The following is a 19,715-nucleotide window of genomic DNA, read 5'->3' on the forward strand; positions in this document are numbered from 1 at the left end:
TAAAAGAAAATGCCAAAGATCATAACACAACCTTTGGCATCTATAATTTGCTAATTGACAAATTGACTAATTTGCTAATTCTACGAACAGTTCTTCTCCTTCTTTTACTACTTTAGCAACTTTCTTGCTAGTAAGTCCTTTGATAGCTTTATCCCATTTCTTGTTAGAGAAAGCAGTTTGTGTTTTAAGAGCATCTAAAAGAAGTTTTTCTGATGTTTTTAGTAGTTCAAATACTACTTTTTCATCTTCTGATAGTTCTACGCCTTTCTTTTCAGGACGCATTTGTGGGAAGAAAAGCACTTCTTGTATGCTCTCATTATTGGTTAGAAACATAATCAATCTATCCATACCGATACCTAAACCTGAGGTAGGTGGCATACCATATTCAAGAGCGCGCAAGAAATCTTGGTCGATGAACATAGCCTCATCATCACCTTTTTCTGAGAGTCGCAATTGCTCTTCAAAGCGCTCTCGCTGGTCGATAGGGTCGTTGAGCTCAGAGTAGGCATTAGCAATCTCTTTACCACATACCATTAGTTCAAAACGCTCAGTAAGTGCAGGATTGTCACGGTGTTCTTTGGTAAGAGGGGACATCTCTTTAGGATAATCGGTGATGAAAGTAGGCTGAATAAAGTTGCCTTCGCATTTCTCGCCGAATATCTCATCTATAAGCTTGCCTTTGCCCATTGTTTCATCTACTGCAATACCAATAGAATGTGCAAAAGTTCTTAATTCTTCTTCTGTTTTCCCTGTGATATCAAAACCTGTAAACTGTTTGATAGCCTCGGTCATCGTAATACGAGGATAGGGAGCTTTGAAATCTACTGTATGAGCCCCAAAAGTAGCCTTAGTAGTACCATTTACTGCCATAGCGCAATGTTCGATCAAACGCTCGGTGAAGTTCATCATCCAGTGGTAATCTTTATAAGCCACATAGATTTCCATCGCAGTAAATTCTGGGTTATGAGTTCTATCCATTCCCTCGTTACGGAAGTTTTTAGAAAACTCATACACTCCATCAAAACCACCCACAATAAGACGTTTTAGATAGAGTTCATTGGCAATACGCATATAGAGCGGAATGTCCAACGCATTGTGGTGAGTGATAAACGGACGCGCACTAGCTCCCCCTGGGATAGCTTGCAATATAGGTGTTTCTACTTCCAAATAACCTGCCTCATTAAAAAAGTGGCGCATCGCATTGAACAGCTTTGTACGTTTGATAAATACCTCTTTCACTTGGGGATTTACTACCAAATCTACATAGCGCATACGGTAGCGTTGTTCAGGGTCGGTAAAGGCATCGTGCACTTTGCCATCGGCATCTACTTTGGGCATTGGTAGAGGGCGCAATACTTTAGATAAGAGGGTAAAATTCTTAACGGCTACTGTTTTTTCACCCATCTTGGTGATGAATAAATAACCTTCTACCCCTATAAAGTCGCCTAAATCGAGGAGTTTTTTAAACACCTCATTGTAGAGCGTTTTGTCTTCCCCTGGGCACATCTCATCGCGATTGAAATACAACTGCATTGTGCCCTCGCTGTCTTGCAAAGTAGCAAACGAGGCTTTTCCTTGTACGCGCAAGGACATCAACCTACCAGCAACCACTACTTGCTTACCTTCTTCATAACGGTCGGCTACATCCTTAGAGGTAGTATCGACAGGATATAATGGAGCGGGATATGGATTAATCCCTAATTCTTTCAATTTAGAGAGTTTTTCTCTACGAATGATTTCTTGTTCTGATAACATCTTTTTTAATGATTAATGTTTAATGATTAATGGTTAGTGGTTAATATTCGACTTCATAAATTTACTTATTAGCTAATTCCCTATCGATATTCATACGTATACACTGTCTTTCCTTGCTTATTGCTGACTTCAATCTTAGTGATATGATGATGATTATCCCAATGATAAATAACTGTTGTGCCGCCTAAAACATCTTCCCAAAGATACTCCTTCTTCATCTTTACCTTCCCTTCTACACCATTGTATTGATAAGTGATAGGAAAATCTTTCTTACTGATAGATTTGCCATTCTTTACCCATCCTAAAGATTCCGAAACATTATAGTCGGGGTGATATAGCCGTACATAATGCTTTTCCAGAAGATCTCCTTTCAATAACGTGTAATCACAATCATAATAAAAACTATTCTCTTTGTCATAAGGAGGTATTTCTTTACCAATTGCCTTCTGAAAAATCTCATTATCATTATAACCAAAGATGTCTTGCTCAGGAAAAACTACATTCATATTATCTACAAACTTGCGCAATAACCCATCTTCATAAAAATACTGCATATCAGCTTCTTCCTCATCTCTCTTGGGTAAGAACCACACATTCTGCACTTCTCCTCTTTCATTCAAGACTATTTCTCTTTCAGGCTTACCATTTTCTTTTACTACAATGCTCTTCACGCCTTTAAACTCCATTTCTATTAACTGATAGTCCTTTAGCCAGCCTTTGTAGAGCCATTCCATCAATTCATTATATACATACGCTTTAGAAATGTCTTTAGAACGAGGGGTGATTTTCTCTTCTTTGTTCTTATACTCTTTTAATTTACTCATAAAATGAGTGTAATAGCTCGAAACCAACTTCTTTTTAAGTAATTTAGGCGAGAAAAACTCAGTAGCAAGACATACGCCATCATAAATAATAGGAGTGGAACTCTTCTTCCCATCCCAATAAATTATATTCACACAATTTTCTTCAAAATCAGACTTTTCTCTGAGGGAAACAGTGCTATGAGCATTATTTTCAAACACTAACTCTTCACCTTCCAATAAGAATTTAACCTCACGCACTTCAGCATTGAGTGATTTGAAATTCTTTTCCAATTCAGCTTTTTCACGCTCAAGGATTTCATCTTCAACGGTACACATATTGAGTTTTGCTATCACAAATACAGGTTTTCCCGCTTTGAAGTGCTTTTCATCATTTGTTTGCCCATATACAGATATAGACAACAATAGACAAATACACAAAAGAAATAAGTGTTTCATAAGCTTAATACATTTCATACTCATACATATAAACTGTTTTCTCTTTTCCTTCAGTAACCACAATTTTACTAATACGCTGGTTGCTATCCCAATGATATTCTGTAATTCTTTCACCAAGAGTCTCAATCCATAAGATAGGAGATTTTTCTTCTACTACACCTTTATTTCCATTGTAGTCATAATAACTAATAGGTAAATAGTTTTTCGTATTGGAAAGAGTAAAGACAAAATTTTCTTCACTGTTCTTTCCCTTTCGTGTTAAAACAATCTGATTACCTTTCTTTAGTGCTGAAGACTCTATAATCTCATCTGTTGAAAGATAAATATGAGTGTAATTGAGGTATTTATCTTTAAATTGCGCACTATCATAAACATAATAGGTGTTAGATAATTTATCTAATGGCTCTTCTATTTTAGTAAAAATCTCATTATCATCATACAAATAAGAGGTTACCTCATCTGCAAAAAGTGTTCTATGCCCTTTAGTACGTAAAAGTCCCTCTTCATATAAAAATTGAAAGAAAAAGTTATCAGAAAATGTTATTTTAGTAGGATTTCCTTTAGAATCAAGATAAGCTGTGGCTGTGTTTCCATCACTACTTTTCAACGTTATACTCTTGACAGCATTCAAATTAAGTGATAATAATCCGTATTGATACAACCCTACAAACAACAACCCTAAACGACTTTTAGCATATTTATCAGAAACTTCCTTAGAACGAAAGGTTATTTTCTCTTTCTTACTTTTGTATTCCTTAAGTCGAGACTCATACACCTCTTTTTGCCCATATACAGATATAGACAACAATAGACTAATACACAAAAGAAATAAATGTTTCATAGGTTTAATAATTAGAAAATTTGCTAATTAGAAAATTAGCAAATTATTCCTTATACACTCCCATATTGAGATATTTGTTCATACGTTTTTCGACTAAGCGGTCGGCAGGAAGTTTTTTGAGTTCTTTATAGGCGTCGAGAATCACTTTACGCACGGTGTTGAATATAGCTTCACGGTCGTGATGAGCTCCTCCAAGAGGTTCTTTGATGATTTCGTCGATGAGTTTGAGTTTTTTCATATCGGGAGCGGTGAGTTTGAGGGCTTCGGCAGCCTCTTTTTTATACTCCCAACTACGCCATAAAATAGAAGAGCAAGATTCTGGTGATATTACTGAATACCAAGTATTTTCGAGCATATATACCTTATCGCCAATACCGATACCTAAGGCACCTCCTGAGGCACCTTCACCTATGATAAACACGATAGTAGGCACTTTGAGTCGCGACATTTCCAAGAGGTTACGCGCAATAGCTTCCCCTTGTCCGCGTTCTTCGGCTTCAATACCTGGGAAAGCACCTGGGGTATCCACAAAGCACACTACAGGAATATTAAATTTCTCGGCTTGTTTCATCAAACGGAGGGCTTTGCGGTAGCCTTCAGGATTAGCCATACCAAAATTGCGATATTGACGCATTTTTGTGTTTGAGCCTTTTTGCTGACCAATAAACAAAAAACTTTGATTATCTATTTTGCCAAAGCCTCCTATCATCGCTTTATCGTCTTTCACATTGCGATCGCCGTGTAATTCTAAGAATGTATCACCAGCAAGCGCCTTAATATAATCCAAGGTATAAGGACGCTCAAGATGGCGAGAGATTTGTACTCGTTGCCAAGCTGTGAGGTTACCGTAAATCTCTTTTTTTACTTGGTTGAGTTTTTTTTCTATCTTTTTGCAAGCGTCGGTCATATCCACATCACTTTCATTCCCAATGGTTTGACACTTTTGCATTTGTTCTTCTAACTCTTTGATTGGCTGTTCAAAATCTAAATATTCCATAGACTTAACTATTAATTTGGTTTATTTTCAGAGGGCAAAGATATGAATTAATTAACAATTGACAATCAACAATGAACAAATTTAATTTGCTTCGCCATAAATTCGGCGTTCTGAAGGTTGCTCACACTGGTAGTGAAAAATAGTTTGAGACTCTATTTTCAGCTTTTTAAGATCTGTAGTACTTTGTTGCAGTTCTAATATTTTAAACTTGTGATACTCAATATTGTTATAAGGATCTTTATAAACATTTTTAGAGACGTCATACTGCAAAAAAGAGTCTTCAATATTAGACGAAACTGTCTCATCTTTAAGCTCCATATACATTGCTTGAGGATCGTTTAATACATCAAATCGAAGCATTTCTTCCAGCTCTTTATCAACTTCATCCTCGTCTTCTTTAGCAAAGGCGAATTCACTAAGTTCCTCTATAGGTATTTTTTTTATTTGCTTTTTAATACTTTTTACAGCTTCTTGATTCTGTTCAAGTGTTCCCATATTGATAAAAATCAAACAAGTATGCCCTTCTTTTTCTACCAAAGCTCCTGCTCCATCAAGTTGATAATGAGAACGCTCGCCATACCAAATGAGAAAATCATTATTGTCATTCAAAGTAAAACGAGCTGTATTTTTAAGTCCTTGCGTTAGCAAAGGCAACTCATTTGAAAAATCAGCAATAAGTGTTAGGCTATTGCCTATCTCTTTTTTACTAAATGTATGTACGTAACGACTTGGTAAACAATTAGGATTCTCATTGAACACCGAGAACGTTTTGCCGTTCTCATACTGAAGATAATTTTTTCCATCTTCAAAGTTAGCAAATCGAATACGTACCTCATCAGGTTTTAAGTTTTTGTTGTGATTGCCATAAACTAAAAAGAGAGGACTCTTCTTAGGTTTAAAGAGTACCATTCCATCGGGAAGCACTTCATAAGTACCTGGGATCATAGTCATATACCCATATAGCGCAAACATTTTGTTAGGAAAGAGAAAAATTCCTCCTCCTCTACCTTTGTAACTTCCCACTAAATCTTTATTTTGAGCAGAAAGTCCACCAACAAACATTAAAAAAATGAATGATGTAAGAGCTTTGTTTTTCATAACGTTATTTTTTTGGGGACAAAGATAGTAAAATAATTGATAATGAACAATTGATAAGTACGAATAACAATTTTAGTTTAAGGCGCTACATATTTTCTCTTTTTTTAGGACATTTTTACTAGCCTCTTTCTTTCCTTTTAGAAACTTTTTTAAGAAAAATTTGGCAGTTTAAAAAAAACATATTACCTTTGGCTCGTTTTTAAAAAAATATTACTTTTATGGAGTTTCCTCCTGAACTAAAATACACCCCCGACCATATTTGGGCACGCCTTGAAGGCGATATTGCTACAGTGGGCATCACCGATTTCGCTCAACAGCAACTCAGTGATATTGTGTATGTTGAAGTAGAAACTATAGGTGATACCTTAGCTAAAGACACTATCTTTGGCACTGTTGAAGCTATCAAAACTACCTCCGACCTCTTTATGCCGATGAGTGGTGAAGTACTCAGCTTTCACGAAGCCTTAGTTAAAAAACCTGAAATGGTAAATGCCGACCCTTATGGTGAGGGCTGGATGATACAAATAAAAATCACAACACCAGAAGAATGGGATAGCCTGCTCTCAGCAAGTGATTATCAAAAACTTATCAATGCTTAAAACTCATAAATACACGCTATTATGGGTGATTTGGACAATAGCAGTTATCAGCTTAAGTCTCATCTCCTCTAACGAAATACCCAAACCTCCACGTATTCCTTATGCTGATAAGATTGCGCATTTTGGGTTTTATTTTGGTTATACCAGCTTGTTTGTACTTTCTTTTGGCAAAGAAACTCAATGGGTACAATCTATAAAAAAAGTATACCTATGGGCGTTTATTACTGCCCTTGTATTAGGGGCTACAATGGAGTTTTTGCAAGGTGCGCTCACCACCACCCGTAGTGCAGACCCTATAGATATGCTTTTCAATGCATTTGGCACAATTGTTGCTCTATTATTTATAGCAAAATATAAAGAATTATTTAAATAATTTCTTTCAAGTATATTTAGTAACCTTTTAAAAAGAAAATCATTATGCAACCTAAAAAAAATCCAAAAGCCGATTTGGCTAAAAGCAGTGGATTGTTCTTCGCAATAGGATTTGCTCTTGTTTCTGGACTCTCACTTTTCGCTTTTGAGTACACTCGCGAAGACAAAGGTCCAGATAAAGTTACCTTATCCGATGCCGACAAAAATCTCGACGAAGAACAAGAACAATTCGTAATGGAGAACCCTGATACTCCACCGCCACCACCACCTCCACCAGCTCCTGCTGTTGTACAAGAAGTGGAAGTGGTAGACAACAAAACTGATATCAAGGACGAAATTATCGGTAGTACTGAAACCAGTAAAAAAGAAGAAGTAGTAGCTGTACAAAAAATTGAAACTCCTCAAGAAGAAGAAGTAGCTATTGATGTACCTTTTGCTGTGATTGAAGATAAACCAATGTTTGAAGTTTGCAAAAACGTTCCTAAAGACAAACAAATGCAATGCTTCAAAGAAAACTTGGACAAACACGTGAAAAACACTTTCAAATATCCACCTGCTGCTCTTGAAATGGGTATCCAAGGACGTGTGAATGTGAGTTTCCGTATCAATACTGATGGTACTGTATCTATCCTTGGTGTTCGTGGTACCGACAAATTACTTGAAGAAGAAGCTAAACGCATTATCAAGTCCATTCCTAAATTGATTCCTGGTAAACAACGCGGTAAACCTACCCCTGTAACGTTCGCTTACCCTATCAACTTTACTCTTTCTAACTAATTAAATTAACAAAATATAAAGTCAGTAGTGAGGACTCCTTACTACTGACTTTTTTAATTATACAACCTTTTATCAAACCCTATTACCATTCATATCATTATGAAAAATCTAATCTTTACACTTTTAGCTATGTTCTTCACTATTGTTAGCTATGCTCAATTAAAAGACCCTGACGGTAATCTTATCAGTCGTTACCCTAAATTCGACAAATGCAAAGATGTAACTGAAGAGGAGGCAGCGTTGTGCTTTAAAACACAATTAAACAAATTTATAAATAGACATTTCATCTACCCTAAAAAAGCTAAAGAAAAAGGACTACAAGGAAAAGCCATTGTTTCTTTTTGCATCAATGCCCAAGGGAAAGTTGAAATCATAAATGTTAGCGCAACCGATAAAATCTTCGAGGAAAACGCAAGGCGTCTTATCGAAAAACTTCCGCAATTAATTCCTGCTGAAGAAAACGGAATTCCTACCCCTATAATGTTTGCTTACCCTATTAATTACACATTAGGTAACAACTTTTAAATCTTTTTGAAATGAAAAAATATATACTTATACTCTTAACACTACTTTTTGTAGGTTTTAGTTACGCACAAAACAAAGAAGAAGAAACTGATATACCCTACTCTAAAGTAGAACAAAAACCGAGATTTCAGGAATGTAAAGATGTTCCTGAAGATGAAACTTTCAAATGTTTTCAAGAAGTACTCAACAAACATATAGAAAACACGCTAAAATATCCTACTGAAGCTAAAGAGGTTGGGATAGAAGGAAAAGTAAATGTATCTTTTCGCATCAAAAAAGATGGCAACACAGAAGTTATAGGACTAAGAGGTGTTGATAAAGTTTTAGAACAAGAGGCTAAACGTATTATCGAAAGTATGCCTAAACTTATTCCTGCCAAACAAAACGGGAAACCTATAGCTGTAACTATTGCTTATCCTATTTTTTTTAAATTATAGTTATCAACTCATTAGGTAACAACTTTTAAATCTTTTTGAAATGAAAAAATATATACTTATACTCTTAACACTACTTTTTGTAGGTTTTAGTTACGCACAAACAGAGGATAAAAAAGAAAAAACTTTAGAAGAACTAATACCTCCCCAATTTAAAGAATGTGAAAACATAAATATCCCTGAAAACAAAAGATTTGTTTGTTTTAAAGAACGCTTAGACAAACACGTAAGAGATACTTTTAAATATCCTGAAAAAGCCATAAAGAAAAAGATAGTAGGTAGAGTTGATATTACCTTTTGTATCAATACCGATGGGACTATCACAACAATAAGTGTTAAAGCACCTCATAAACTCTTAGAAAACGAAGCTAAACGTATCATCGAGAGCCTTCCTACACTTATTCCTGCCAAAGATAAAGATGGGAAACCAACAGAAGTAGCGATAACTTATCCTATCAACTTTTATCTATTGTAGTGAGTAAATTTTCACCCTTTTAAATTTTGGCACACTTGTTGATTTATAGCTTATAACAAACAGTTAGAAAGCTTTTTAAACCTTTGTTGATAGTATTTTAATAACCTTTTAAAGAAAAATCATTATGCAACTCAAAAAGAACCCTAAAGCCGATTTGGCTAAACAAAGTGGGTTGTTCTTTGCAATTGGTTTTGCCGCTATCTCTGGGTTTACCTTATGGGGATTTGAGGCAAAAATGCAAGACAAAGGCAACCTCAGCTATCAATACGCTGCAAATGACAAAGCAGTGATAGAGGAAGACCCCGTAGCAATTGAACTTCCTACTCCCGAAATGCCTCAACAAGCCCCTCCACCACAGCTTGTTCAGGAAATAGAAGTAGTTCACGGTACCGATCCTGTGGATGAAGTGCCTATCGGGAGTACTGACCCTAGTGATCCTACTCCTCCTGCGCTACCTGAAAGTATCCCAGTGGTAGAAGATGAAAATCCAGAAATAGTAGTCCCTTTTGCAGTAATTGAAGACAAACCTCTTTTCCAAGAATGTAAAAACGTGCCTAGAAGTGAGCAAATGAGTTGTTTTAAAGAATACTTAGACAAGCACGTGAAAAACAACTTCAGATATCCACAAGCTGCTCTTGATATGGGCATTGAAGGACGTGTGAATGTAAGTTTCCGCATCAATACCGATGGCACTATCAGCATTTTGGGTGTGCGTGGCACCGATAGAATATTAGAGGACGAAGCAAAACGCATCATCAGTACAATTCCAAAGCTAATTCCAGGCAAACAACGCAACAAACCTACTGCTGTAACCTTTGCTTACCCTATCAATTTCAAATTAAGTCACTAATTTTTAAACCTTAGTCGTTAGTATTGTGTTGTTTAACACCCAATTACTAACGACTATTTTTATAAACAATTCTAAACCCAATGAAAACAAAGATATTCATACTATTTACATTTCTTTTTGTAGGTTATAGCTATGCACAAATAGTAAGTTGTGATTTTAATGCTAAAGGAGTGCAAGAAAAAGAAGAATATGCCATTCCTTTTCAAGTAGTAGAAGAAAAACCTAAATTTATGGCTTGTGAAGATGTTTCAAAAGAAAAAGAAGCAGAGTGTTTTAAAGAACAGCTCAACAAACACGTGATTAGGTATTTCTATTATCCTAAAGAAGCGATTGACAAAGGAATCGAAGGCAGAATAAATATAAACTTTAAAATTAACACTAATGGTTCTGTAACCGTTATTGGCGTTCGTGGAACCGATAAACTTTTAGAAACTGTTGCCAAAGAGATTATTGAAAAACTACCTACTTTCATTCCTGGCAAACAAGGCGGAAAACCTGTTCCTGTAACCTTTAGTTATCCTATCAATTTTAAGCTAACATACAAAAATTAACAATTATTATGACAAGATTTCTATTACTATTGTTTTTACTATTAGGTTATACTGTTTATAGTCAAGAAGACCCTTTTACTTTACCTTATACATTTGTGCAAGAAAAACCAATGTTCGAACAGTGCAAGGATAGTTTGAAAGAAAAGCAATTCGGTTGTTTTAAAGAGCAATTAGACAAACACATTTTCAAATACTACAAGTATCCTATGGCAGCACTTGAGATGGGTATCAGTGGGAAGGTGAAATTAAAATTCCGTATCAATACCGATGGCAGTGTTACTGTTTTAGAAGTACGAGGAATTGATAAACTATTAGAAAAGGAAACGGAACGCGTTATCAAAACTCTACCGCCTTTTATCCCTGGCAAACATTTAGGCAAGCCCGTTGCTGTAACTTTTTCGCATATTGTCAATTTTAAAATTGAACAATAAAATGAAAAAGTTATTACTAATACTATTGTTTGCAATCACTTACTACAATACCTATTCGCAAACTGATACCCTTTTCTATGCTAATGTAGAGGAAAAACCGAGATTCGTAGAATGTAAAGAGGTAGCTAAAACTCAAGAAATCCAATGTTTCAAAGAACAGATGGATAAAATTGTAAGGGAATATATCAAAAGTATTACTTCTCAAGGCACTTGTGGTTTTATTCAGGGAAGAGTGAATGTGAGTTTCTGTATCAATCCCGATGGTACTACCAAAGTACTTCAAATGAAAAGCACAGATAAAGATTGGGAAGCTGTCACACAATCTATTATTGAAAGTCTTCCGCCTTTTATTCCTGCCAAACAGAATGGGAAACCTGTAGTAGTAAAAATGTTATGGCCTATACGATTTGAATTATTTTAAAAGTTAAGATACTAATGAAAGTAATTATTACCTTTATGATATTCTTCTTTGTAACTTTAACAAGTTACTCACAAGTACGTTGTGGAAAACCAATAGCTTCAGATATTTCAAATCTTGATACGATTCCTTATGGAATAGTAGAAAAAAAGCCAATATTTAAAGAATGTGAAAACTTAACTAACAATGAACAAACTATTTGTTTTAAACAACAGCTTGACAAACATATCGCAACACACTTGCGCTACCCTATGGAATTTTGTGGGCAAGGTAGAGTACTTGTAAGTTTTTGTATAGGTACTGATGGTTTTTCAAAAGTGTTGAGAGTAAATAGTTTTGGATTACCTAAAGTATTTGAAGATGAAGCCAAACGCATTATCGAAAGTTTACCTTGTCTTACTGCTGGTAAACAAAACGGAAAAACCGTAGCGGTAATTTTTAGTTACCCTGTGAAGTTTATAGTTCAACACTAACGATTTTTTATATTATGCGAAATAGTATCTTTATATTTTTAGTACTTTTACTGATGGGAATAGGTAATAGTTATGGACAAAAGAAAAAGAACAAGGCTACTCCACTACCAATATTGAAGGTAGATATACAAACGTGTACTTTACCTAAATACAATGATAATACTTATTATAGTGCTCCTACTGAAATAGAAGAAAATGACACGATTCCTTATCATTGGGTAGAGGAAAAACCGCGATTTAAGGAGTGTGAAGATATTCCAGAGGCACAACAATTGGAGTGTTTTAAAAAGCAGTTAGACAAACACGTAAATACATATATACGTAAGATTGTACCTCAAGGGACTGCCTGTGAAATGACACAAGGAAGGGTTATTGTACAATTCTGTATCAATACTAATGGCTCTGTAACAGTGCTCGCTACACGCGGTAAAGATGAAAGTTTGAAGCGCGAAGCCAAACGCATTATTGAAGCATTACCCCATTTTACTGTAGGAAAAGTAAAAGGAAAGCCCATAACAGCAACTTTTGCTTACCCTATTAATTTTGTCATTCAATAATAAAAGACATAAGCTACAAGAAACACATCGGCAATAGAATTAACTAATTTGATAATTGGCTAATTAGCCAATTATTCTTATTTTTGCTTCTTTAAATTTATCTTTATGAAAAAAATTGCACTTTTATTTGTAATGGCTGTATTGATAATAGCTTGTAAAAGCTCTAATTCTATCACAGCCAATAGCTATACACAAGAAGATGAAGATGAAGGTATATACGACATTCCTTTTGCTATTATAGAGCAAAAACCTATGTTTGAAGCTTGTAAGGATGTAGATAAAAACGAACAAGAACATTGTTTCAAGCAACATCTCAACGAACATATTATCACTCATCTTCGCTATCCTAAAAGAGCTTTAAGGAAAGGAATACAAGAGAAGGTGGTAGTAGAGTTTGCTATCAGGAAAAATGGTACCGTAAAAGTACTTGAAGTTATTGGCACTGATAAAGACCTCAAAGCAGAAGCTAAATTCCTAATTGAAAGTTTACCTTGTTTCATTCCCGCTCTCCAACGTGGTAAGCCAATAGCGGGGCGTTTTCGATGCCCTATCAGATTTAGTTTGGAAGATTAAACTTGCTTCTATTTGTAACCTTGTGGTTTTCATCCATAGCTCATATCGTTACAGCCATTAGCCTCTAATGCCTAACCGGACTACTAACAACTAATCGCTCCACCACGCTTCTATCGTTTGCTAATCGTTGTATTTTATTCTGTCCGCCGAGTTTGCCTTGCGACTTCATATAAGAGGCAAAACCGCCTTCAGGTACTTCGGTTATTTTAAGCGGTTGGAGTACTTTTCCTTGTATAAGGTCGTAGTAGTACATATTCTGTTTTTGCAATGCCTCGTCTATCACTTGGGCAAAACGTTTCATATCAGTAGGTTTTTGCTCAAATTCTACAAACCATTCGTGATAAGGCAATTCACCTCCTGCCGGATTCACTTGAGGGGCAACCGTAAACTCTGTGATACGCGCTCCCGTAGCCTCTAAGCCCTCACGCATTGCCTCTTCCACTTCTTTGCCAATCACGTGTTCGCCAAAAGCCGAAATAAAATGCTTGATGCGCCCCGTAACTACTATGCGGTAAGGCGCCAACGAGGTAAATTGCACGGTGTCGCCTATATTATAGCCCCAAAGTCCGGCATTGGTAGATATAATGAGCGCATAGTTTACTCCCAATTGTACGTCCTGTAAAGCCACTCGTTTGGGGGCATCGCTGAAGAAAGTATCGGCTTCTACGAACTCGTAGAAAATACCCGAATTGAGCAATAAGAGCATTCCCTTCTCTGTTTGACTATCTTGATAGGCAAAGAATCCCTCGCTGGCAGGATAGAGTTCTATGCTATCCACTTTACGACCAATAAGATGCTCAAACTGTTGGCGATAAGGCTCGTAGTTCACCCCCCCATAAATAAACAAGTTGAAATTAGGAAACAGTTTTCCTACTTTAATGCCAGAGCGCGTGTACAATCGCTCGAAGTACATCAGCACCCACGAAGGTATCCCGCTGATGAGGGTCATATTTTTAGAAAAAGTTTCGGTAACAATGGCTTCTACTTTGGTTTCCCAATCTTCTATACAGTTAGTTTTGTATGACGGCATACGATTGCGCTGCAAATAAGCAGGCACATAGTGCGCTACTATCCCCGAAAGTCGCCCTGTTTTGATGCCGTGTTTTTCGCCTAAAATAGGACTTCCTTGCAAGAAAATCATCTTTCCTTCTACAAAATCAGCTTTTTTAGTTTCGTGTATATAGCAGAGAATGGCATCACGTGCTGCCTGAATATGGAAAGGCATTGAGGCTTTGGTAATAGGGATATACTTCGCCCCGCTGGTAGTACCCGAAGTCTTGGCAAAATAGAGCGGTTTTCCTTTCCAAAGTACATTTTTTTCGCCCTCCACTACCCTATCAATATAAGGACGTAAGGCTTCATAATCGCGTATAGGTACGCGAGCCACAAAATCTTGATAGGTTTTAATTTCCTCAAAATGGTGGTCGCACCCAAAAGCCGTATTTTTAGCTTGTTCTATAAGTGACTGGAATACTTTTTGTTGTGTGTCTATTGGAGCCTTAGCCCAACGGTCTATCTTTTTTTTAACGATAGAGGCAAATATTTTGGATAAATATGATTTGATCATAATGAAGTCTGTTTGACTCCGCAAAGATACTACTTTTTTTAATTTCAATATGATGAAAGCACTAATTTTATGCGTTTTGTGTGGGATATTGCCCTTACAAGCGCAATTTATTCTTCCTTCTAAAGATGTTTCGCTCATAGCAGTTATCAATAAAGAATATCATTTTTATCACCAAAAGAAGAACGGTAACTATGTAGCGATGCAGCTCAACTTCCGCAGGGAACCCTTGCCCGATAGTACTTTCTACGCCTATACACCTTTTTGGACAATGGATAACAAAGAACTTAGCTACAATGATTTACACTTGCGAAAAGACGCTTTTATTGAAATGAAAGATGTGCGCCCTACTATACTTGATGAAATGATTGGCAAAAACTTTGGTGACCTTACTGTGATGCTAAAAAAGCAGAAGACACATTGCTTTAGTTTGCTCAATACTTCGGTAGCCAGCGAAAGAAAATTAGAATTTGAGACCAAAGCATATAAGGGTAAGAGACTTATCATTGAAGACGAGAAAGGGTGGTCTCATATTGTTAAAGACACACTACCACGATGGGAATCTTACGAATTCCAATATTATGCTTATTTCATTTTAGATGTAGGTAAAGGAAGATACTTTTTCTTACTCTCTAACTTAAAAGGCGGAGATAACACCCCTTATATTTCAAAAATTTATTTTCCTCCGAAAGAAAAAAAGACAATCGCAGCATTAGATCGCTATAGTTGGCAAAGAAACATTAGCAAAATGGAAGAACTGCCTCTTATAGAGATGCGTTATACCAAATGGGTAAACTATTGGAATGTAAATGAGTTTTTGACACTTCGACCCCAAGGGAAACAATATGAGTTGGTAAATCGCTTTAACCACAAAGTGTTACCTAAATCCTATGACACCATTTACTACAATGAATACGGAGTCATTGGCAAGAATAAAAATTATTTAGAGTTTTATAATTACCAGCATCAACCTATCAAATTCAAAGGGGTGAAAGTAGCTTATTTGTACAACATAGGTATAGAAGCTCTTACTGAAAAAGGAGTAGAACTATACGATATGAACGGACAAAAAGTTGCAAAATTACCAAAAGCTTATAGAGGCTATTGTGGGCTCAGTTTTCGCGAGGAAGTGTATCGACTTAATAAAGATACGATTGAGAAACACATTACTCATTATATAGATTTTAAAGATACTCCTCTGATGAGTGACAGTGAAGTAGCTGATGAGAGATACCGCCTCATAGACCGCAATGCTGAAGAGGACGTCGCCTTTATAAATGCAACAGACTATTACGAGAGAAGCTACTTAAGTTGGGATAAAAAAGAAGAGCAAAGAACGCGTTTATTCCCGCACTTACTCAGTGTAAAACACAAGGGAAAAGTAGGACTTTTTTACTACGATTATTCAAAAGCTACAAACTATACAGATGAAGAAATACAAAATCTCTACAACAATTTCTTTTTTAAAGATAAAGATGGAGCTTCCATCTTTATACTTGGGATGTTTCCTACTGTTATAAAATATGTGAAAGGCAAACAGTTATTGCCTTTTGTATTCGATAAAATTAAGCAGAAAGAAAACGATGTTATCTATTTATACAAGGATAACAAGATAGGATTTTACCCACAAACCTCAGCCCAATACGACAAAGCCATTCCTCTCTCAACATCATTTTATGCAATAGAGAAGAATGGCAAAAAAGGGTTCTTGGATATTCACACACTCCAAGAGTATTTTTAGTAAGGTATATCGTCGTCGGTTGAGGTGGTGGAAGGAGCTCCAAAAGCCTGAGCAGGGTTCGCCATTGGCACGGCATCAAAAGCTACATTTTCGTTCATTTTAGAAGTAAACTCTTGAGGTACTGTTGATAAGAAACCTCCACTGCTATATTCATCTAAATTTGCAAATCTACCTAAATGTCCTTCAAACTTCAAACGTATATTGTCTAAGCCCCCATTACGATGTTTTGCTACAATAAATTCGGCTTGTCCAGCAGTAGGAGTTTGAGCTTCGTCGTCCCATTCCATTATTTTGTAATACTCAGGACGATAGATAAACGATACAATATCAGCATCTTGCTCAATCGCCCCTGATTCACGCAAATCGGATAGTTGAGGGCGTTTGTGACCAGGGCGTGCCTCTACGTTACGCGACAATTGTGAAAGCGCAATTACTGGTATGTTGAGCTCTTTGGCAAGCGCCTTGAGGTTACGCGAAATGGTAGAAATTTCCTGCTCGCGGTTACCAGCTCCTTTGCTACCTCCGGCAGTCATCAGCTGTAAATAATCAATTACAATTAGCTGAATGCCATACTGTGAGGAAAGTCGGCGTGCTTTAGCTCGAAGGTCAAAAATAGAAATAGAAGGAGTATCATCTATATATAAAGGGGCTTTTTCGAGGTCTTTCACGCGGTTGTTGAGCACATCCCATTCGTAGGCTTCCAATTTACCGGTACGAAGTTTTTCGGAGGAAAGTCCTGTTTCTGAAGAGATTAAACGGGTAATAAGCTGTACTGACGACATTTCCAAAGAGAAGAAAGCCACCGGTATTTTTTGCCCTACAGCGATATTGCGTGCCATAGAGAGCGTGAGTGCTGTTTTCCCCATACCAGGGCGCGCTGCCACAATAATAAGGTCACTCGCTTGCCACCCCGAAGTGAGTTCATCTAATTTTGTAAACCCTGATGGCACTCCACTAAATCCATCGGTTTTATTAGACAATTCTTCGATTTTCTTTACCGCTTTATACACCAAATCACCTGCTGTTTCAGTAGAGCGTTTTAGGTTGTTTTGGGTAACCTCATAGAGTTTTTGTTCCGCTTGGTCAAGCAACTCAAAAGTATCGGTAGTTTCGTCGTAAGCATCTTCTATAATTTCAGACGAAAGTTCTATCAAGCGGCGTTTGATAAACGTCTGCAAAATCAATTGAGCGTGGAACTCCACATTGGCAGACGACGATACGCGCTGAGTGAGGTTGATAAGATAGAATTCTCCTCCTGCAGCTTCTAAGTTGCCATCTTTGCGCAATTGTTCAGAAACTGTGATAAGGTCGATAGGTAACGATTGGTTGAAAAGTTCAAAGATAGCTTGGTAAATTAATTGATGTTGTTTTTTGTAGAACACATCGGGGCTAAGCATATCGATAGCGTTATCAACACCGCGTTTATCAATGAGCATAGCGCCGAGCACTACTTCTTCGGCATTGAGGTTTTGCGGGGGGAGTTTACCGCGTTCAATACTCGTTTGTTGCTGAGTAAAACGCTGATATTGAGGTGTAATTTCAGGAGTTATTATATTTTCAGATTCATTCATAGCGCAAAAGTACAAAAAAGAATGATACTTGCCGTAATTATTTACTCACAGCCATTGTTAATAAGGTGTTGATAACAATTTGCCGATTTGCTAATTTTTTTGTACCTTTGTTGTTATAAAAAACAAGAATTATGTTAGAAAAAGCCATACAAATAGCCTCAGAAGCTCACATAGGTCAAGTAGACAAAGCTGGGCAACCTTATATTTTACATCTTATTAGGGTGATGAATGCAGGACAAACTGAAAGTGAAAAGATATGCGGTGTATTACACGATTTAGTTGAAGATACACATTGGACGTTTGCCGACCTTAAAAAAGAAGGTTTTTCAGAAGAAATACTCAATGCTTTACAGTGTGTAACAAAAGAAATTGGAGAAGATTATGAACATTTTATAGCGCGCATTAAAGGTAACCTATTAGCTGTAAGAGTAAAACTCAACGATTTAAAAGACAATATGGATATCACACGATTATCTTCTATTACAGAAGAAGATATGAAGCGTTTGAATAAATATTTAAAATCATATCATTCTCTTTTAGATGAAGAATAATAACTAATAATAATAAAAAAAGCTCTAACTTTTGTTAGAGCTCTTTGTGACCTCGACAGGATTCAAACCTGTAACCTTCTGAGCCGTAATCAGATGCGCTATTCAGTTGCGCCACGAGGCCATTGTTGTTTTTGTTTTACGGGTGCAAAGGTACAACCTTTTTTGAAACCTGCAAATTTTTAAACAACTTTTTTTCAATTATTTTTTTCTTACTTCACTTGTACTCTCCATCCAAATGGGTCTTCAGCCTTGTTATACTGAATGTTAAGTATAGCTTGTTTGATTTTATCGGTATATAATTCAGCAGGACGATTTACACTGTAATCCTTGCCTTTATAGCCAAATCCAGATATAGGGCTAATCACTGCTGCCGTTCCACAACCAAATGCTTCTTTCAATTCACCTTTTTCAGCCGCTTCGATAAGTTCGGTTACTTTCACTGGGCGAACTTCGGTTTTGATACCTAATTTTTCGGCTACTGCAATGATACTTTTACGAGTTACCCCATCGAGAATACGCTCACTGGTAGGGCAAGTAACAAGGGTATCACCAAAACGGAACCATAGGTTCATTGTACCTGCTTCTTCTAAGAATTGGTGCGTAGCATCGTCTGTCCACATCACTTGTTGGTAACCTTCATTGGCAGCTTCTTGGGTAGGGAAAAACTGACCTGCGTAGTTACCTGCAGCTTTAGCAAAACCAAAACCACCATTAGCAGCACGGCTGTAATAGTCGGCTATTTTTACTTTCACATCGCCTTTGTAATAAGCCTGTACAGGGGCGGTAATAATCATAAAGAGGTAGTTTTTAGCTGGGGCAGCTTGTACGCCAGCAGTAGTAGCAATCATAAATGGGCGCAAATAGAGAGCATTGCCAAATCCTGGTTTTATCCACTCACTATCAATATCTACAAGAGTGCGAAGAGCCTTATCAAACCATTCTTCAGGGAACTCAGGCATTGCTAATCGTGAGCAGGATTTATTGATACGTTTGTAATTTTCTTGCGGACGGAAGAGAAAAACGTGTCCGTTGTCGTCTTTATAAGCTTTCATTCCCTCGAAAACAGCTTGCCCGTAGTGGAATACGCTTGCTGAAGGCTCAAGGGTAATAGGAGCATAAGGTTTGATGGTTGGATTTTGCCACTGTTCATCTTTGTATTCACAGATAAACATATGGTCAGCAAAAGTTTTACCAAAACTCAGTTTTGAAAAGTCTATTTGATTGATACGACTTTCTTTTACTTTTTCAATCTTTAAATTCATATTGTTTTAGTTTTTAATTCTTAAATTTTTGTCAAAGGTAC

At 36.7% G+C, this 19,715-nt stretch carries 23 protein-coding genes and 1 tRNA gene; 15 read left to right on the forward strand and 9 right to left on the reverse strand.

All coding sequences use genetic code 11. The features are described from left to right. Positions 1 to 66: 66 nt before the first annotated feature. The 5 genes from lysS to CBG49_RS12620 form a co-directional block, all read right to left on the reverse strand. Positions 67 to 1,755 (reverse strand): lysine--tRNA ligase, encoded by a 1,689-nt coding sequence (lysS, locus tag CBG49_RS12600; RefSeq protein ID WP_088594742.1) that lies wholly within the window; start codon positions 1,753 to 1,755, stop codon positions 67 to 69. A gap of 80 nt (positions 1,756 to 1,835) precedes the next feature. Further along, the gene (locus CBG49_RS12605) at positions 1,836 to 3,014 is read right to left on the reverse strand and encodes a hypothetical protein (protein WP_157668401.1); all 1,179 of its coding nucleotides are present in this window, start codon (positions 3,012 to 3,014) and stop codon (positions 1,836 to 1,838) included. A gap of 4 nt (positions 3,015 to 3,018) precedes the next feature. Then, entirely contained in the window at positions 3,019 to 3,855 is an 837-nt protein-coding gene (locus CBG49_RS12610; RefSeq protein WP_157668402.1) for a hypothetical protein, read from the reverse strand. 43 nt (positions 3,856 to 3,898) lie between these two features. Continuing rightward, positions 3,899 to 4,852: an acetyl-CoA carboxylase carboxyltransferase subunit alpha gene (locus CBG49_RS12615; protein WP_009413534.1), complete on the reverse strand. Its 954-nt coding sequence runs from the start codon at positions 4,850 to 4,852 to the stop codon at positions 3,899 to 3,901. 81 nt (positions 4,853 to 4,933) lie between these two features. Further along, entirely contained in the window at positions 4,934 to 5,950 is a 1,017-nt protein-coding gene (locus CBG49_RS12620) for a hypothetical protein (RefSeq protein ID WP_088594745.1), read from the reverse strand. Between the two features lie 218 nt (positions 5,951 to 6,168). On the opposite strand from CBG49_RS12620, the gene gcvH reads away from it, so the two are divergent. The 13 genes from gcvH (at position 6,169) to CBG49_RS12685 (ending at position 12,985) form a co-directional block, all read left to right on the forward strand. Next, positions 6,169 to 6,549, forward strand: a complete 381-nt coding sequence (gcvH, locus tag CBG49_RS12625) for a glycine cleavage system protein GcvH (RefSeq protein WP_009413536.1) — start codon at positions 6,169 to 6,171, stop codon at positions 6,547 to 6,549. Continuing rightward, complete coding sequence (locus tag CBG49_RS12630; protein ID WP_009413537.1) at positions 6,542 to 6,922, forward strand: VanZ family protein; 381 nt, start codon at positions 6,542 to 6,544, stop codon at positions 6,920 to 6,922. The genes gcvH and CBG49_RS12630 overlap by 8 nt, the downstream gene beginning before the upstream one ends. A gap of 44 nt (positions 6,923 to 6,966) precedes the next feature. Next, positions 6,967 to 7,698: an energy transducer TonB gene (locus CBG49_RS12635; RefSeq protein ID WP_009413538.1), complete on the forward strand. Its 732-nt coding sequence runs from the start codon at positions 6,967 to 6,969 to the stop codon at positions 7,696 to 7,698. Positions 7,699 to 7,797: 99 nt separating this feature from the next. Beyond that, on the forward strand, positions 7,798 to 8,223 hold the full coding sequence (locus CBG49_RS12640) for an energy transducer TonB (protein WP_088594746.1): 426 nt from the start codon (positions 7,798 to 7,800) through the stop codon (positions 8,221 to 8,223). Positions 8,224 to 8,234: 11 nt separating this feature from the next. Then, complete coding sequence (locus CBG49_RS12645; RefSeq protein WP_009413540.1) at positions 8,235 to 8,660, forward strand: energy transducer TonB; 426 nt, start codon at positions 8,235 to 8,237, stop codon at positions 8,658 to 8,660. 40 nt (positions 8,661 to 8,700) lie between these two features. Next, a complete protein-coding gene (locus CBG49_RS12650) occupies positions 8,701 to 9,132 on the forward strand; it encodes an energy transducer TonB (protein ID WP_088594747.1) in 432 nt (143 codons plus the stop codon). Between the two features lie 124 nt (positions 9,133 to 9,256). Further along, positions 9,257 to 9,982 (forward strand): energy transducer TonB, encoded by a 726-nt coding sequence (locus tag CBG49_RS12655; protein ID WP_088594748.1) that lies wholly within the window; start codon positions 9,257 to 9,259, stop codon positions 9,980 to 9,982. Positions 9,983 to 10,062: 80 nt separating this feature from the next. Continuing rightward, entirely contained in the window at positions 10,063 to 10,533 is a 471-nt protein-coding gene (locus tag CBG49_RS12660; protein ID WP_088594749.1) for a TonB family protein, read from the forward strand. An 8-nt stretch (positions 10,534 to 10,541) separates the two neighbouring features. Then, on the forward strand, positions 10,542 to 10,964 hold the full coding sequence (locus CBG49_RS12665; protein WP_009413544.1) for an energy transducer TonB: 423 nt from the start codon (positions 10,542 to 10,544) through the stop codon (positions 10,962 to 10,964). A gap of 1 nt (position 10,965) precedes the next feature. Further along, the gene (locus CBG49_RS12670) at positions 10,966 to 11,385 is read left to right on the forward strand and encodes an energy transducer TonB (RefSeq protein WP_009413545.1); all 420 of its coding nucleotides are present in this window, start codon (positions 10,966 to 10,968) and stop codon (positions 11,383 to 11,385) included. A gap of 14 nt (positions 11,386 to 11,399) precedes the next feature. Then, positions 11,400 to 11,855, forward strand: coding sequence for an energy transducer TonB (locus CBG49_RS12675; protein ID WP_088594750.1), 456 nt, complete (start codon positions 11,400 to 11,402; stop codon positions 11,853 to 11,855). 14 nt (positions 11,856 to 11,869) lie between these two features. Continuing rightward, positions 11,870 to 12,412, forward strand: coding sequence for an energy transducer TonB (locus CBG49_RS12680; RefSeq protein ID WP_088594751.1), 543 nt, complete (start codon positions 11,870 to 11,872; stop codon positions 12,410 to 12,412). A gap of 105 nt (positions 12,413 to 12,517) precedes the next feature. Continuing rightward, the gene (locus CBG49_RS12685) at positions 12,518 to 12,985 is read left to right on the forward strand and encodes an energy transducer TonB (protein ID WP_088594752.1); all 468 of its coding nucleotides are present in this window, start codon (positions 12,518 to 12,520) and stop codon (positions 12,983 to 12,985) included. Between the two features lie 64 nt (positions 12,986 to 13,049). On the opposite strand, the gene CBG49_RS12690 is transcribed toward CBG49_RS12685, so the two are convergent. Next, on the reverse strand, positions 13,050 to 14,552 hold the full coding sequence (locus CBG49_RS12690) for a GH3 auxin-responsive promoter family protein (protein WP_088594753.1): 1,503 nt from the start codon (positions 14,550 to 14,552) through the stop codon (positions 13,050 to 13,052). Between the two features lie 49 nt (positions 14,553 to 14,601). Between CBG49_RS12690 and CBG49_RS12695 the strand changes: the two genes are divergently transcribed. Next, positions 14,602 to 16,290 carry a hypothetical protein gene (locus tag CBG49_RS12695; protein WP_088594754.1) on the forward strand — a complete coding sequence of 563 codons (1,689 nt, stop codon included), beginning with the start codon at positions 14,602 to 14,604 and terminating at the stop codon, positions 16,288 to 16,290. Here CBG49_RS12695 and dnaB read toward each other — a convergent pair. Continuing rightward, on the reverse strand, positions 16,287 to 17,861 hold the full coding sequence (gene dnaB / locus CBG49_RS12700; protein WP_088594755.1) for a replicative DNA helicase: 1,575 nt from the start codon (positions 17,859 to 17,861) through the stop codon (positions 16,287 to 16,289). The genes CBG49_RS12695 and dnaB overlap by 4 nt on opposite strands. Before the next feature lie 131 nt (positions 17,862 to 17,992). Between dnaB and CBG49_RS12705 the strand changes: the two genes are divergently transcribed. Next, the gene (locus CBG49_RS12705; RefSeq protein ID WP_088594756.1) at positions 17,993 to 18,412 is read left to right on the forward strand and encodes a phosphohydrolase; all 420 of its coding nucleotides are present in this window, start codon (positions 17,993 to 17,995) and stop codon (positions 18,410 to 18,412) included. A 47-nt stretch (positions 18,413 to 18,459) separates the two neighbouring features. Here the strand turns inward: CBG49_RS12705 and CBG49_RS12710 are convergent. Beyond that, a tRNA-Arg gene (locus tag CBG49_RS12710) sits at positions 18,460 to 18,533 on the reverse strand. 88 nt (positions 18,534 to 18,621) lie between these two features. Further along, complete coding sequence (locus CBG49_RS12715; RefSeq protein WP_088594757.1) at positions 18,622 to 19,674, reverse strand: branched-chain amino acid aminotransferase; 1,053 nt, start codon at positions 19,672 to 19,674, stop codon at positions 18,622 to 18,624. Positions 19,675 to 19,715 lie beyond the last annotated feature (41 nt).

The organism is Capnocytophaga endodontalis, from assembly GCF_002209445.1.
In the GTDB taxonomy this organism is placed as follows: domain Bacteria; phylum Bacteroidota; class Bacteroidia; order Flavobacteriales; family Flavobacteriaceae; genus Capnocytophaga; species Capnocytophaga periodontitidis.

What these genes read in the sequence shown, in the direction of transcription:
- lysS (WP_088594742.1), bottom strand. Translation starts at nt 1,755, where the DNA reads ATGTTATCAGAACAAGAAATCATTCGTAGAGAAAAACTCTCTAAATTG.
- CBG49_RS12605 (WP_157668401.1), bottom strand. Translation starts at nt 3,014, where the DNA reads ATGAAACACTTATTTCTTTTGTGTATTTGTCTATTGTTGTCTATATCT.
- CBG49_RS12610 (WP_157668402.1), bottom strand. Translation starts at nt 3,855, where the DNA reads ATGAAACATTTATTTCTTTTGTGTATTAGTCTATTGTTGTCTATATCT.
- CBG49_RS12615 (WP_009413534.1), bottom strand. Translation starts at nt 4,852, where the DNA reads ATGGAATATTTAGATTTTGAACAGCCAATCAAAGAGTTAGAAGAACAA.
- CBG49_RS12620 (WP_088594745.1), bottom strand. Translation starts at nt 5,950, where the DNA reads ATGAAAAACAAAGCTCTTACATCATTCATTTTTTTAATGTTTGTTGGT.
- gcvH (WP_009413536.1), top strand. Translation starts at nt 6,169, where the DNA reads ATGGAGTTTCCTCCTGAACTAAAATACACCCCCGACCATATTTGGGCA.
- CBG49_RS12630 (WP_009413537.1), top strand. Translation starts at nt 6,542, where the DNA reads ATGCTTAAAACTCATAAATACACGCTATTATGGGTGATTTGGACAATA.
- CBG49_RS12635 (WP_009413538.1), top strand. Translation starts at nt 6,967, where the DNA reads ATGCAACCTAAAAAAAATCCAAAAGCCGATTTGGCTAAAAGCAGTGGA.
- CBG49_RS12640 (WP_088594746.1), top strand. Translation starts at nt 7,798, where the DNA reads ATGAAAAATCTAATCTTTACACTTTTAGCTATGTTCTTCACTATTGTT.
- CBG49_RS12645 (WP_009413540.1), top strand. Translation starts at nt 8,235, where the DNA reads ATGAAAAAATATATACTTATACTCTTAACACTACTTTTTGTAGGTTTT.
- CBG49_RS12650 (WP_088594747.1), top strand. Translation starts at nt 8,701, where the DNA reads ATGAAAAAATATATACTTATACTCTTAACACTACTTTTTGTAGGTTTT.
- CBG49_RS12655 (WP_088594748.1), top strand. Translation starts at nt 9,257, where the DNA reads ATGCAACTCAAAAAGAACCCTAAAGCCGATTTGGCTAAACAAAGTGGG.
- CBG49_RS12660 (WP_088594749.1), top strand. Translation starts at nt 10,063, where the DNA reads ATGAAAACAAAGATATTCATACTATTTACATTTCTTTTTGTAGGTTAT.
- CBG49_RS12665 (WP_009413544.1), top strand. Translation starts at nt 10,542, where the DNA reads ATGACAAGATTTCTATTACTATTGTTTTTACTATTAGGTTATACTGTT.
- CBG49_RS12670 (WP_009413545.1), top strand. Translation starts at nt 10,966, where the DNA reads ATGAAAAAGTTATTACTAATACTATTGTTTGCAATCACTTACTACAAT.
- CBG49_RS12675 (WP_088594750.1), top strand. Translation starts at nt 11,400, where the DNA reads ATGAAAGTAATTATTACCTTTATGATATTCTTCTTTGTAACTTTAACA.
- CBG49_RS12680 (WP_088594751.1), top strand. Translation starts at nt 11,870, where the DNA reads ATGCGAAATAGTATCTTTATATTTTTAGTACTTTTACTGATGGGAATA.
- CBG49_RS12685 (WP_088594752.1), top strand. Translation starts at nt 12,518, where the DNA reads ATGAAAAAAATTGCACTTTTATTTGTAATGGCTGTATTGATAATAGCT.
- CBG49_RS12690 (WP_088594753.1), bottom strand. Translation starts at nt 14,552, where the DNA reads ATGATCAAATCATATTTATCCAAAATATTTGCCTCTATCGTTAAAAAA.
- CBG49_RS12695 (WP_088594754.1), top strand. Translation starts at nt 14,602, where the DNA reads ATGATGAAAGCACTAATTTTATGCGTTTTGTGTGGGATATTGCCCTTA.
- dnaB (WP_088594755.1), bottom strand. Translation starts at nt 17,861, where the DNA reads ATGAATGAATCTGAAAATATAATAACTCCTGAAATTACACCTCAATAT.
- CBG49_RS12705 (WP_088594756.1), top strand. Translation starts at nt 17,993, where the DNA reads ATGTTAGAAAAAGCCATACAAATAGCCTCAGAAGCTCACATAGGTCAA.
- CBG49_RS12715 (WP_088594757.1), bottom strand. Translation starts at nt 19,674, where the DNA reads ATGAATTTAAAGATTGAAAAAGTAAAAGAAAGTCGTATCAATCAAATA.